The following is an 11,797-nucleotide window of genomic DNA, read 5'->3' as shown; positions in this document are numbered from 1 at the left end:
GCGGGCCGTTAGCTCAATTGGCAGAGCAGTGGACTTTTAATCCATTGGTTGTGGGTTCGAGTCCCACACGGCCTACCGCGAGCGGGGCGGGCTTAGTCCCCTGACCTGCGACGAAGCGCCCGGACCGGGAGACCGGTCCGGGCGCTTCGTCGTTTCGGGGTGCTCGGCGCGGCTCGGCTTCGTCGGCCATGACCCCCTCGGTCTCGGCCAGTTGGACACGTCAGACGAAGAAGGCGTTCATTCCGGGCACGTCGGAGAGGTAGGTCTCGATGGCCGCGATCTTTCCGTCGCGGAGCCGGCAGACCGTGGCCAGGTACTCGTCCAGTACGGCGTCCTCCCGGCGCGCGGTGTTGTGCAGGGAGAGCGCCATGTTCTCTCCGCTGACCAGGATGTGCAGCAGCTCGAAGTCGAGACCGTACGAGGCGATCAGCTGAGCGCGCTCCACCACCGCGTCGGCGCCGTCGACTGTTCCGGAGATGGCGTTGTCGCCGGGCAGGGTCCAGGTGGCGTCGTCGTGCAGCAGGGCCCGGATGCCGTCCCAGTCACCTGAGACGAGGGCTTGGTGGAAGCTGCGCCCGAGGGCGAGGGGGGCTTCGTTGGTGGACATGGCATTCCTTTCACAGCACACACAGCACTCAGCACACACAGCACTCAGCACTCAGCACTCAGCACGCGAGCACTAAAGCGGTGGTCTCCGCTTTAGTGCGACTGTAGGCACGCCGCCAGTTAAGGCGCAACTCTTTGCTTTAGAGTGGAGGGGTGAACGCTGACGCATCGACGAAGCGACCCGGCGGCCGCAGCGCCCGCGTCCGCTCCGCCGTACACGACGCCGCGGTCGCACTGGTGGGCGAGCGCGGCGCCGACCACGTGACCCTGCCCGCCGTGGCCGAGCGCGCGGGGGTCAACTCCAGCACGCTCTACCGGCGCTGGGGCACGCTCGCGGCGCTCCTGGCCGACGTCGCCCGAGACCGCGGCGATGCGAGTGCGCCCCCGCTCGTCGGCGACCTGCGCGCCGACCTGGAGAACCAGGCCGTCTGGACACTGGCGGAACTCTCCCGGCCCGGTGGCATCGCCTTCTTTCGCGCGGAGGTGGCGCCCGATATCGACGAGCGGCACGACGGGCTGCGGGAGTGTCTGCACCGGGTCAGCGAGCGCTTCCGCCCGGTGCTCGACACGGCGCGGGAGCGCGGCGGCACACCCCCGCCCCCGTCCCTGGAGCAGGTTTTGGACCGCATCGTCGCGCCGCTGTACTTCCGGGTGGTCTTCTCGATCCCCGATACGGACGAGGCGTACGTCCGCGCACTCGTCGCGGGGCTCGTCGGGGAGCCCCCGCCTGCGCCCTGACCGGGGGCCGGCTCCTCGCTGAGGCGGAACGCGCGCGCCCGCGACTCGAACAGGGCTGTTGGCACGACGGCCAGTGCCAAGAGGCCGCAGGTGAGGGTCAGGAAGGGGTAGTCGGCCGGCGCCAGCGCGGCAGCCGCGTAGGCGGTACCGGAGAGGAGGAACGGCCCGGCCAGGCGGGGAACGCCGAGATCGCTCGCGGGCGCGGCGAGGTCGGGGCCGGCCACGCCGCCGAGGGCGGTGGCGACCAGCACCGTGGACACGGCGCGGGCGCGGTGCTCGGAGGCCGCCAAGTCGGCGCCGGCGTAGCGGGCCAGCAGGTTCGTGGCCGTACCTGTGCCGTAGACGAACATCGCGGTGAACAGCAGTACGGTGCTGTCGGTGAGGGCGGCGACGGGGGCGCCCGACAACAGCGCTCTCGCGCTCCCCGGAGGGCACTTCCTCGATCTCCTCGGCACCGCTGAGGCCACGAACCGATGGCTCAGCCGACACGGCCTCGCACCGGAGGACGCGGGGGTGCGGGAGATGAGCGCGACGCAGCTGCGCTCTCTGCGCGAGCGCCTCAGGTCCTTGTTCGCCGCCCACGTCGCCGGGCTGCCCGCCCTGCCCGCGGCGCTGGCCGCCGTCAACGGCGCACTGGGCAGAGCCCCCACGGCCGCGCTGCTGTACTGGGACGAGAAGACCGGTCCCTACCGCGCGGCGCCGTGTCCCACCAACGAGGTCCTCGACCGCGCTCTCGCGGCGCTCGCCGCCAACGCCGCCGACCTCCTGACCGGGGCGGACGCCGGCCGCCTCACGGCCTGCGATTCCGCGCCCTGCAACCGCTACCTGCTCCGGCACGGGCGCCGCCACTGGTGCTCCACCCGCTGCGGCGACCGCGCTCGCGCCGCCCGCGCGTACGCCCGGCGTATTCGGCCGACGACGGACTGACGGGCTCCGTGCCGACCACCAGCGCGGCGCCGGACTCACGAGCGCGGCGCCGGACTCACGAGCGTGGCGCCGGAATCAGGAGCGTGGCGCCGGACTCGGGGAGCGCGGCCCGTGAGGAACGTGGGGCCGCTCGTGAACCTTTTCGCCTGACCCGCCATCGAACTCCGTGTACAGCCCAGAAGCGGGGGAGCACGGAGCAGGGAGTTGACGGCGGCCATGGCAGCGGAGCAGAACATCGTGACCGGGCAGGACGAGCGGGCGGTCGCCGGTGGGGGCGGGGCGCCGCGGCGGACGCGGCGTGGTCTCGCCCGTCCGGCCAGGATCGCGACGGCCGCGGCCGCTCTGGTGGCGGCCGGCGGTCTGCTGACGGCGTGCGGCGGGCAGGGCGGGGACGCGGCCGGGGCCCACAAGGCCGGTGCGGCGGCACCGGCGGGTGCCGTCCAGAGCGAGGGCGGCACAGGCGGTACAGGCGGCTCGGGAAGTGGGGGCAGCGGCGGGACCGGGGGGTCTGGCGGGTCCGGGAGCAGCAGCGGGGGTTCGGGGGCCGGTGTGGTCTCCACCGAGAGCGGCGAGGGCGGCGCGCACCAGGTGTCGAGCGCTGCGGGGCAGTGCACCAGTGCGGACCTGTCGGCGAAGATCGGCCCGAACCATCCGGGGGCCGGGCAGGAGAACTTCGCGCTCGTCCTGACCAACACCTCGGGCAGCAACTGCACGGTGTACGGGTTCCCCGGCTTCGCCTTCGTCGACAGCGACGGCGACCAGGTGTCGCTGGACCCCGAGCGCAAGGGCGACAGCGGCGAGACGATCAAGCTGACTCCGGGCAGCAGCGCCTGGGCGCCGCTGTCGTTCAGCAATCCGGAGATGACCGGGGTGCCGACGGTCACCCCGGACGCGGCGCTGATCACGCCGCCCGATCAGCGCTCCTCCCTCAAGGTCGACTGGACCGGCGGCCCCGTGTCGGCCACGGGCAAGGCGTCCGTCCCGACGATCGGTGCGCTCACCCCGGGGTCCGGCGCCTGAGAGACCGAGGGAAAAGGGGAGTAGGGGGCAGGGGGAACAGGGGGTTCGGCCCCGGTGCGCACGGGAAGTGACCGTGCGCTCCGGGGCCGATGTGTGTGCGGTGCCCGCGGGCCGGGGCGGAGCGTCAGCCCTTGTGCGAGGACCAGAAGCGGTAGTGGTGCTCTTCGGCGAAGTCGGCGCGCTTCCAGGGGCCGTCGGTCAGGGACTGCACGTGCCGGCCGGCCCGGCCTCGGCTGTCGTTCAGGCGCGGCCACGCCGTCTCGCCGCCGCCGTTCGGGTCGCCGGTGGCGGCGAAGCGCGTCCAGGCTCCGATCATCCGCTGTCCCAGGGCCGCCTGCTCGGGCGTCAGTTCCTCGAACAGGTCCAGGTCGAACAGGTAGGGAAGTTCCGCCATGTGCTGGGCCGCGGCCGGGAAGCTGAGCGTCTCGGTGTTCGCGTACCAGGGGGTGTCCTGTGCGGCGAACTCGTACATCCGGGTGGGGGTCCAGCGGGACAGCGCGCGTGCGGTGTCCAGGGTCGGTGCCGCCCAGACCGCGTCGGTCTTCACCTTCGCCCACGTCCGGCCCGCCGAGGCGCCCAGCGGGTAGCGCCGCAGGACGGCTCGTGCCCGTTTGCCGTACTCCTCCTCGACGGCCGGCTTGTAGGCGTCGGCCTTCATGGGGGTTCCGGTCGCCAGCTCCTGGCCGAGGACCATGCCGTTCTCCTCGTCGTGGTTGACGCCGATGAGGACGGGGACGCGGTTGAACCGGCCGGTGCGCAACGCTCGGTCGACGGGCAGCGGCAGGGTGCGGGTGCCGCTGACGGGGCGCGGTTCGCGGTCGGAGCCGTAGGCCTTCAGCAGGTCCTCGATCGGGAGCTTGCGCAGGCAGTCGCCCACGTCGGACGCGGTGGCGCAGCGCGTCTTCTTGATGACCTTCCGGCTCTCCTCCCGGGCCTGGGTTCGTGTGTGGGAGGCGTTGCCGGGGGTGCCGCACGGCGCGCTCTGGATGATCGCCCGGTGGAAGAGGCCCGCGGACGCGGGGGAGGCGAGGTGTCCGCAGACGGAGAAGCCGCCGCCGGACTGGCCCATGAGCGTCACGTTGGACGGGTCGCCGCCGAAGGCCTCGATGTTCCGGTTCACCCAGCGCAGTGCGGCGCGTTGGTCGTCCAGTGCCAGGCCGCCGGACTCCTTCAGTGAGGGGTGGGTGAGGAAGGAGGTGGCGCCGAGCCGGTAGTTCATCGACACGACGACCGCGCCGTCGGCCGTGAGCCGGTCGGGGCCGTACAGGTCGCCCATCCCGACCGTCATGCTGCCGCCGTGCACCCACACGATCACCGGTCGTTTCCCGCTTTTGCCGCGCGGGGTGGTGACGTTGAGGTTGAGGCAGTCCTCGTCGGTGCTGGGCTTGCCGATGGGGGGCCCGGCGGGCTGCGCGCACACCTTGCCCGGCCGGGTGGCGTCCCGTACGCCGTTCCACGGGTCGGCGGGGCGGGGTGCGGCGAAGCGGGCCGCGGTGGCGTACGGGATGCCCTGGAAGCACCGGACACGGGGGCCGACCGTGCCGCGCACGGCGCCGGCGGCCGTGGTCACGACCGCCGCGTCGGAGCGCGGGGTGGCCCGGGCCGTGCCGTCGGAGGCCGGGGTGGCGGCAGTGGCCTGCGCGGGCGTCGCCAATGCCGTCAGCAGCGCGAGGCCGAGGCCTGCCAGGACTGTTCTGTTCATGGGGTCTCCCCGTGATCGGTCGAGTCGGTGGGCAGGACCATAGCCGTGATTTGCGCGATCGCGCAAAACGTCTGTGTGAGTCGTTCGCGTAAGGCGAATGCATGACACGAACGCCTCACTCGGTCGTGCAAGTGGCTGGTAGGGTGCCGCGCATGGGAAACCGCGACGACCTCCTCGCCGGCGCCAAGCGGTGTCTGCGGGAGAAGGGCTACGACCGCACCAGCGTCCGCGACATCGCCACGGCGGCCGGTGTGAGCACCGCCGCGATCGGCTACCACTACGGCTCCCGTGAAGCGCTGCTGACCCAAGCACTGTTCGAACTGCTGGACGAGTGGGGGGACAGCCTCGGCCGCGCGCTGGCGCCCGGATCCGGTGACGACGCGGGCACCGGTTTCCGGCGCATGTGGGAAGGGCTCCTCACGCAGTTCCGCGACCATCCGGACCTGTGGCTCGCTACCGTGGAGCTGTTCTTGCAGGCCCAGCGGCAGCCCGAGCTGAGCGCCCGGCTGAGCGGCGGCGTGGCCGAGGGATGGCGGGGGATGGCCGCGATCCTGGGCAGCGAGCCGGAGGACGCCGTCTCCGACCGCTCCGCCCGCACGCTCGGCATGATGCAGACGGCGCTGATGACGGGGGTGATGATCCAGAGCCTCAGCGACCCGGCGCACGCGCCCACGGCGGACGAGGTGCTGGAAGGGCTGGGGGCGCTCGGGCGGCTGGCGGACTCCGCGTCGCCTTCCTGACGCGGGCGGGCCTCGGGTGCGGGGTTTCCAGCCAACGGGACGTTCCCGGAAGTCCCGCACCCGGGTGCGGGACTTCCGGCGTGCGGAGCGGCGGGGTTTCCGAGGTGCGGGGCTGGGAACCGCGCCGGGCATGATGCGTCACACTCTGGCCGGGGCCGCGGCGGGTGCCGCCGGTACCACGGCGCTCAACGCCGTCACCTACCTGGACATGGTGCTGCGCGGCCGGGGCGGCAGCTCGGCGCCCGAGCAGCTGGTGGACGAGGCCAGCGACCTGACCCACGTGCCCGTGCCCGGTCAGGGGGAGACCCGGCGCAACCGGGTGTCGGGTTTGGGGGCCGTACTCGGCATGGTCACGGGCGTCGGGGTCGGAGCGCTCTACGGTGCGGCCCGCGCCCTCCCCTGGCGGCCCGCCGTGCCGGTGGCCGGCCTGGTGACGGGGGTGGCGGCGATGGCGGGCTCCGACGTGCCGATGGCCACGTTGAAGGTGTCGGACCCGCGGACCTGGCAGGCCGCCGACTGGCTCGCCGACCTCGTACCCCACCTGACGTACGGGATGGTCACAGCGGCGGTCTACGAGATGACGGCGCCTCCCGCGCGGGCGTGACGGAGCCGCGCGGGAGGGGACGGCGCGGCGGTCAGGACAGCGGTGTGCCGCTCAGCCAGGCCGGCAGCGGCCGGTAGACGGTCAGGGGGGTGGCGGGCTTGTCGACGAGCAGCGCCGAGGGGGAGGGCGCCGTCTCACCGTCGTACGAGCACAGCGTGCCCTCGGGGACACCGGCCAGGTGCAGGCGGCGTCCGCGCGCGGCCGCGTGCACGGGGGAGCGGTGGAGCACGCCCGTCAGCGCGGAGGCCACCAGGCGGGTACGGGCCCAGCGCCCCGCCTTGACCAGGTGGATGTCGAGCATGCCGTCGGCGAGGTTGAAGCGCCGCGCACCACCGGGGCCGCCGCCGACGGTGTGGTACGAGCAGTTGCCGACGAACAGCAGCCACAGCGAGCGCGTACGCCCGTTCACGCGCGCCTCGAACGGACGCGAGTGCCGCAGCACGTGCACCGCGGCGACCAGTCCGGCCGCCCACGGGCCGATCCGCTGCCGCCAGTGGTCGCGGACCTCCACCAGGTCGCCGTACGCGCCCAGGCTGAAGGTGTTCACGAAGTAGCCGGGGTCTCCCGCGTCGCCGCCGGGCTCCCCCGCGTTCCCGCCGTGGCCGACCGCACCGCGCGGCGGCGCGAAGCGGGCCATGTCGACGGCGATGGCGTGCCCTTCGGACACGGCGCTCGCCAGGTCGGCGCAGGTGCCGATGCCCAGATCGAGGGCCAGGTGGTTGTGGGTGCCGCCGGGCAGCACCGCGAGGGGGACGCCGTGCTGGAGCGCGGCGCGTGCGGCGGCGTTGACGGTGCCGTCACCGCCGAAGACGCCCAGCGCGCCGCCCTCTTCGGCGGCGCGCTGCGCCTCCTTCGACAGCAGCTCGGGCAGCGCGCACGCGTCCGGGTCCCAGCGCGTCACCCGCGCGGCGGGCAGCGCCTCGGCGACCTCGTCGACGAAGGCCGCGGAACCCGAACCCGGATTGGCCACCACCGACAGCCCCCTCCCCTCGGGCAGCGTCGGCGCCTCGACCAGCGGCTGGGCCGGCGGAACCCGGCGCCGCGCGTCCAGGACGGCGCGCACCCCGAAGGCGGCGGCCACGCCCAGCGTGGCGCCCACCAGCACGTCGCTCGGATAGTGGACGCCGGTGTAGACGCGGGAGAACGCCACCGAGGCCGCCACGGGGGCGACCGCCGCGCCCCAGCCGCGCGACTCCAGCGCCACCCCGGTCGCGAACGCGGCGGCCGAGGCCGCGTGTCCCGACGGGAAGGAGGTGCTGGTCGGCAGCCGCTTGAGCCGCCGTATCACCGGGACGTCGTCCAGCACCGGGCGGCTGCGCCCGAAGGCACCCTTGCCGAGGGTGTTGACCACGGCCGAGGTCACCGCCACCGACGCCAGCCCGCGCAGCGCCCCGCGCCGGGCACGGGGCCCGCCCGCGCCCGACAGCGCGATCGCCGCGGCTGCGCCCGTCCACAGTTTGCTGTGGTCGGCGGCGCGGCTCAGCCGGGGCAGCACGCCTTCCGCGCGCGGCCAGTCGGTGACGGCGACGTGGCGGAAGAGGGAGCGGTCCCAGGCGCTGAGCCGGTTGCGGACGGCGGCCCGTACCCCTTCGGCGCCCGCGGCCACCGGGCCGCCGCCGGCACCCGTGCCCCGCTGGGATGCGGTACGTGGGTCCAGGACCCGGCCCACCAGGGCTCGGGCGGGCCATGGCCGCCGGTGCTTCTCCATCGGTGCCCCCTCTTCTCCGTCGTGTGCGCCGTCGCGGGTGTCCGCCGTACGGCGCGGGCATGCCGCCTCGGCGGGTCCTGCCTCGGCAGGATCTCTCATGCCCGGCGCCGCGGGGGCCACACAGGCGGCGGAGCGACGGGAATCACGCGCTGGTGCCCGTGTGCGCGCCGGTCACGGGCGACGGGCGTGGGGATGCCCGGCGCGCAGCGCGTACACCGTGACGACGGCCAGCGGCACTGACGCCCCCAACACCAGGCCCGCCACCACGTCGGTGGGCCAGTGCACGCCCAGATAGAGGCGGCTGAGCCCGGCCAGCACACTCAGCACCCCCGCGCCCGCCCACAGCGCGACCCGCGCCGGACGGGAGGCGATCCGGGCCGTGAGGACGTACGCCAGGATCAGCAGTACGGCCGTGGCGATCACCGTGTGCCGCGACGGGTAGCAGAAGCCGTCCTCCTGGACGGCCCACAGTGTCGCGGGAGGCATGCTCCTGTCGGTGACCTCCTTGACGACGGTCGCCGCCGCGACGGCCAGCGCCCCCGTGGCACCGACCAGCGCCACCGGCACCCACGACGCCTGCCGCCAGGACAGCCACAGCGCCACCAGCACGGAGGCGGCGAGCAGGGGCACCTTCGACGCGTGCGTCGCGACCGTGATCGGCCCGTCCAGCGCCGCGAGGCGGTGCCGCACCACCTCGCCGAGCACCGGCCGGTCCACGAAGCCCGCGCCCACGCCCAGCGCCAGGTAGGTCACCCCGGCGAACAGCACCAGGCCGGCGAGCAGGCCGACCACCAGGGGGAGCGGGCGCGCCCGCCGGGGGTCTCCGCCCGCCCGCCGCACCTCGCTCCCCGCCGGGACCGGCACCGTCACCGGCGCCAGCTGCCGGAGCAGCCCGCGCGGGTCGAGCGCCTCGGAGGCGTCGCCGGTAGCGTTGCCGGTCGCGCCGTCGGTCGTGTTGCCGGTTGCGCCGTCGGTCGTGTCGCCCGTCGCGTTGCCGGTTGCGCCGTCTGGTGTGGAGTGCGGAGATCCCGGAGTCGACCGCCCGCTCATCAGTGGGCTCCTTCGGCAGCGTGGGCCATCACCTCGGAACCTCAGTAGAGCGGCGCCCGGCCTTCCGTGCGAGCGGGACGCCGCCGGGCGGGTGGCACGGGCGCGGCCGGGCGAGGTGTCAGCCGGCCAGGGCGGCGAGGGTGGCGCGCAGGTCGCCGGTGTGCGGCCGGTTGTGGGGGAGGCGGGCCAGGACCCGGGCCATGCCGCAGGTGTCGGTCAGGGCGGAGAAGACCAGTCCGCCGGCGACGCCCGCCGATATCCACCGCGCGCTGGGCAGACGGCGCCCGGTCAGCAGCCCCGCCAGCACGAGGGACCCGGCGGCGAGGCGGACCTGGCGTTCCATGGCCCACGCGGTGCGGGCGCCGGCGGGCTGGTCGAGGCCGTGTCCCAGCCGGCTCCAGGCCGCCGTACCGCCGGTGAGGGTGGCGGCGTCGAGGCCGTGCTCGGCCAGGCGCCGGACGGCCTGCGCCGCACGGTTCCCCGAGGCGCAGACCACGAGCAGGTCGCGGCGTGCGGCGGCCGCCGTGAGCGCGTCGAGGGCGGCGTCCAGGTGGTCGAGGGGAACGTTGTGGGCGCCGGGCAGATGCCCGGACGCGTACTCGCCCGGTGTGCGGACATCGATCACGGTCAGCTCGTCCAGGCGGGCGTGGGTCTGCTCAGGGGTGAGGGCGGTGGTGGCGGTCACGCGGATCTTTCCTTTCCGTCTCGGGGCGTCCCGCGCGGGTAGGATACCCGCAGGGGTATGCCCGGTGTGATGGCGAGGGGAGTCGTTGTGGAACTGACGATGGCGGCCGAGGAGCTGAAGACGGCGGTCAACCGCCTGCGCAGAGCGCAGGGGCAGATCGCCGGAGTGATCAAGATGATCGAGGACGGGCGGGACTGCGAGGAGGTGGTCACGCAGCTGGCGGCCGCCTCCAGAGCGCTGGACAAGGCCGGGTTCGCGATCATCGCCACCGGCCTCCAGCACTGCCTCGCGGACGCGGACAGCGCGGCTGCGGGCGACCGGGACGAGATGCGGGCCCGCCTGGAGAAACTGTTCCTCTCCCTGGCCTGAGCGGGACCCCGGCCTGAGCGGTCCGGTTCCCTGCCTGAGCGGTCCGGTTCCCTGCCTGAGCGGTTTCCGGCCTGCACGGTCCGGTCCCCGGCCTGAGCGGCGTCCGGTCCCCCCGGCCTCAGCCGAGCCCGGTCCCCGGCCGTGAACGGCCCGGTGCGGGTCGTTCACGCGGAGCTTCCGGGGCGGACGAGGGGGAGCCCGGCCTCGGCGGCGGCGTCGAAGCCGTCGTCGACGGCGACCACCTCGCGTCCGACCGCGTCCAGCAGCGAGGCGGCGATCGCCGCCCGCATCCCGCCGGCGCAGTGCACCCACACCCGACCGTGCGGCACCTCCCCGAGGCGGTCGGGCAACTGGTGGACGGGGAGGTGCACCGACCCCTCCACGTGCCCGCCCGCGCGCTCGGCATCCCGCCGTACGTCGAGCACGACGGGCGCGCCGCCGCGGGCGCGCTCCTCGGCCAGGTCGGCGAAGCGGGCACGGGGGAAGGAGGCGAGGCGGTCGCCGTCCCGTACCCAGCTGGGCGGTGCGCCGGTGGCGGCGGCGGCCGGCCTGTCGATGCCGACCCGGGCCAGCTCCCGCTGCGCGTCGGCGACCTGCTCGGGCGTGTCGGCCAGCAGGGTGACGGGCTTGCCCCACGGGATCAGCCACGCCAGATAGGTGGCCGGCTTGCCGTCGCCTTCGAAGTTGAACGACCCGGCCACGTGGCCCTCGGCGAAGGCGACCCGGTTGCGCAGGTCCACCACCCACTCCCCGGCCGCGAGCCGTTCGGCGATCTCGTCGGCGTCGGCCCGCCGGGGCGGGGTGAGGTCGAGGGGCGCGGGCCCCGCGGCGTTGGCCGGGCTCATGTGCGTGTAGTACGCGGGCACGTCGTCCAGCCCGGCGAGCAGCGCGGCGACGAAGGTGTCCACGTCCTGTGTCAGCGCCGCGTTCGTCCGGCGTTCGGCACCGATGGTGCTGGTGTCCCCCTCGCTCTGGGAACCGGCGCAGAAGCTGCCGAACCCGTGGGTGGGCAGCACCCGCACCTCCTCGTCCAGCTCGCCGGCCAGCCGGTGCGCGGAGGCGTGCTGGGCCCGGGCCAGCGGCTCGGTCAGCCGGGGCTCGACCAGGTCGGGGCGCCCCACCGTGCCGATCAGCAGCGACCCTCCGGTGAAGACCGCCACGGCCTGCCCTTCCTGCTCCAGCACGTAGGAGGTGTGGTGCGGGGTGTGGCCGGGGGTGGCCACCGCACGCAGGGCCACGCCGTCGTCCACGGTGACGGTGTCGCCGTCGGCGACGGCGACACGGGCGAAGGAGACCGCGGCGCCCGCCGGCACCAGGTAGTGGGCTCCCGTGACGCGGGCGAGCTCCAGTCCGCCGGACACGTAGTCGTTGTGCAGGTGTGTCTCGGCGACGTGGGTGACGCGCACGCCGCGGCGCGCCGCGGCGGCGATGACCCGGTCGATGTCACGGGGCGGGTCCACGGCTACGGCGCCGGCCGGCCCTCCGGCCAGGTAGCTGCGGTTTCCCAGCCCCTCGTACTCCAGCGTGTCGACGAAGAACACGGGGTGTACCTCCCTACGACGGCGATGCGACGGCCGGCGCTGTGCTGCGCGGCGGCCTTTTACCCCGGGGGGTATTTCTGGTCACCGTAACAGGGATACGGGCGGGG

The 11,797-nt window shown here is 74.3% G+C and carries 12 protein-coding genes and 1 tRNA gene; 7 read left to right on the top strand and 6 right to left on the bottom strand.

Features of this window, described 5'->3' with window-relative positions; translation table 11 throughout:
• The first annotated feature begins 2 nt into the window (after positions 1 to 2).
• Positions 3 to 75 (top strand) — tRNA-Lys (locus tag DTL70_RS13510).
• A gap of 145 nt (positions 76 to 220) precedes the next feature.
• Here DTL70_RS13510 and DTL70_RS13505 read toward each other — a convergent pair.
• Positions 221 to 607, bottom strand: coding sequence for a nuclear transport factor 2 family protein (locus tag DTL70_RS13505; protein WP_114022146.1), 387 nt, complete (start codon positions 605 to 607; stop codon positions 221 to 223).
• Between the two features lie 152 nt (positions 608 to 759).
• On the opposite strand from DTL70_RS13505, the gene DTL70_RS13500 reads away from it, so the two are divergent.
• The 3 genes from DTL70_RS13500 to DTL70_RS13485 all read left to right on the top strand — a co-directional run bounded on the left by DTL70_RS13500 (position 760) and on the right by DTL70_RS13485 (position 3,291).
• Positions 760 to 1,344 carry a TetR/AcrR family transcriptional regulator gene (locus tag DTL70_RS13500; RefSeq protein ID WP_114022145.1) on the top strand — a complete coding sequence of 195 codons (585 nt, stop codon included), beginning with the start codon at positions 760 to 762 and terminating at the stop codon, positions 1,342 to 1,344.
• Between the two features lie 354 nt (positions 1,345 to 1,698).
• The gene (locus DTL70_RS13490; RefSeq protein WP_245979345.1) at positions 1,699 to 2,271 is read left to right on the top strand and encodes an ABATE domain-containing protein; all 573 of its coding nucleotides are present in this window, start codon (positions 1,699 to 1,701) and stop codon (positions 2,269 to 2,271) included.
• 216 nt (positions 2,272 to 2,487) lie between these two features.
• Entirely contained in the window at positions 2,488 to 3,291 is an 804-nt protein-coding gene (locus DTL70_RS13485; protein ID WP_114022143.1) for a DUF4232 domain-containing protein, read from the top strand.
• A 124-nt stretch (positions 3,292 to 3,415) separates the two neighbouring features.
• Here the strand turns inward: DTL70_RS13485 and DTL70_RS13480 are convergent, their stop codons facing one another.
• Positions 3,416 to 4,993 carry a carboxylesterase/lipase family protein gene (locus DTL70_RS13480; protein ID WP_114022142.1) on the bottom strand — a complete coding sequence of 526 codons (1,578 nt, stop codon included), beginning with the start codon at positions 4,991 to 4,993 and terminating at the stop codon, positions 3,416 to 3,418.
• Between the two features lie 152 nt (positions 4,994 to 5,145).
• Between DTL70_RS13480 and DTL70_RS13475 the strand changes: the two genes are divergently transcribed.
• Together DTL70_RS13475 and DTL70_RS13470 are read left to right on the top strand one after the other, a co-directional pair.
• Positions 5,146 to 5,733 carry a TetR/AcrR family transcriptional regulator gene (locus DTL70_RS13475; RefSeq protein WP_114022141.1) on the top strand — a complete coding sequence of 196 codons (588 nt, stop codon included), beginning with the start codon at positions 5,146 to 5,148 and terminating at the stop codon, positions 5,731 to 5,733.
• A 130-nt stretch (positions 5,734 to 5,863) separates the two neighbouring features.
• Positions 5,864 to 6,337, top strand: coding sequence for a hypothetical protein (locus tag DTL70_RS13470; RefSeq protein ID WP_114022140.1), 474 nt, complete (start codon positions 5,864 to 5,866; stop codon positions 6,335 to 6,337).
• Positions 6,338 to 6,368: 31 nt separating this feature from the next.
• Here the strand turns inward: DTL70_RS13470 and DTL70_RS13465 are convergent, their stop codons facing one another.
• The 3 genes from DTL70_RS13465 to DTL70_RS13455 all read right to left on the bottom strand — a co-directional run bounded on the left by DTL70_RS13465 (position 6,369) and on the right by DTL70_RS13455 (position 9,780).
• Entirely contained in the window at positions 6,369 to 8,144 is a 1,776-nt protein-coding gene (locus tag DTL70_RS13465) for a bifunctional phosphatase PAP2/diacylglycerol kinase family protein (protein WP_245979343.1), read from the bottom strand.
• Positions 8,145 to 8,216: 72 nt separating this feature from the next.
• Entirely contained in the window at positions 8,217 to 9,095 is an 879-nt protein-coding gene (locus tag DTL70_RS13460) for a phosphatase PAP2 family protein (RefSeq protein WP_114022138.1), read from the bottom strand.
• A gap of 118 nt (positions 9,096 to 9,213) precedes the next feature.
• Complete coding sequence (locus tag DTL70_RS13455; protein ID WP_114022137.1) at positions 9,214 to 9,780, bottom strand: rhodanese-like domain-containing protein; 567 nt, start codon at positions 9,778 to 9,780, stop codon at positions 9,214 to 9,216.
• 87 nt (positions 9,781 to 9,867) lie between these two features.
• Between DTL70_RS13455 and DTL70_RS13450 the strand changes: the two genes are divergently transcribed.
• Positions 9,868 to 10,149, top strand: a complete 282-nt coding sequence (locus DTL70_RS13450) for a metal-sensitive transcriptional regulator (RefSeq protein WP_114022136.1) — start codon at positions 9,868 to 9,870, stop codon at positions 10,147 to 10,149.
• A gap of 164 nt (positions 10,150 to 10,313) precedes the next feature.
• Here the strand turns inward: DTL70_RS13450 and DTL70_RS13445 are convergent, their stop codons facing one another.
• Positions 10,314 to 11,690, bottom strand: a complete 1,377-nt coding sequence (locus tag DTL70_RS13445; RefSeq protein WP_114022135.1) for an MBL fold metallo-hydrolase — start codon at positions 11,688 to 11,690, stop codon at positions 10,314 to 10,316.
• Between the last annotated feature and the right edge of the window lie 107 nt (positions 11,691 to 11,797).

Source organism: Streptomyces diacarni (assembly GCF_003323715.1).
GTDB lineage: Bacteria > Actinomycetota > Actinomycetes > Streptomycetales > Streptomycetaceae > Streptomyces > Streptomyces diacarni.
The sequence above is the reverse complement of the archived record's forward strand: the minus strand, read 5'-3'. Positions and strand labels throughout refer to the sequence as shown.

What these genes read in the sequence shown, in the direction of transcription:
- DTL70_RS13505 (WP_114022146.1), bottom strand. Translation starts at nt 607, where the DNA reads ATGTCCACCAACGAAGCCCCCCTCGCCCTCGGGCGCAGCTTCCACCAA.
- DTL70_RS13485 (WP_114022143.1), top strand. Translation starts at nt 2,488, where the DNA reads ATGGCAGCGGAGCAGAACATCGTGACCGGGCAGGACGAGCGGGCGGTC.
- DTL70_RS13480 (WP_114022142.1), bottom strand. Translation starts at nt 4,993, where the DNA reads ATGAACAGAACAGTCCTGGCAGGCCTCGGCCTCGCGCTGCTGACGGCA.
- DTL70_RS13475 (WP_114022141.1), top strand. Translation starts at nt 5,146, where the DNA reads ATGGGAAACCGCGACGACCTCCTCGCCGGCGCCAAGCGGTGTCTGCGG.
- DTL70_RS13470 (WP_114022140.1), top strand. Translation starts at nt 5,864, where the DNA reads ATGATGCGTCACACTCTGGCCGGGGCCGCGGCGGGTGCCGCCGGTACC.
- DTL70_RS13465 (WP_245979343.1), bottom strand. Translation starts at nt 8,144, where the DNA reads ATGAGAGATCCTGCCGAGGCAGGACCCGCCGAGGCGGCATGCCCGCGC.
- DTL70_RS13460 (WP_114022138.1), bottom strand. Translation starts at nt 9,095, where the DNA reads ATGAGCGGGCGGTCGACTCCGGGATCTCCGCACTCCACACCAGACGGC.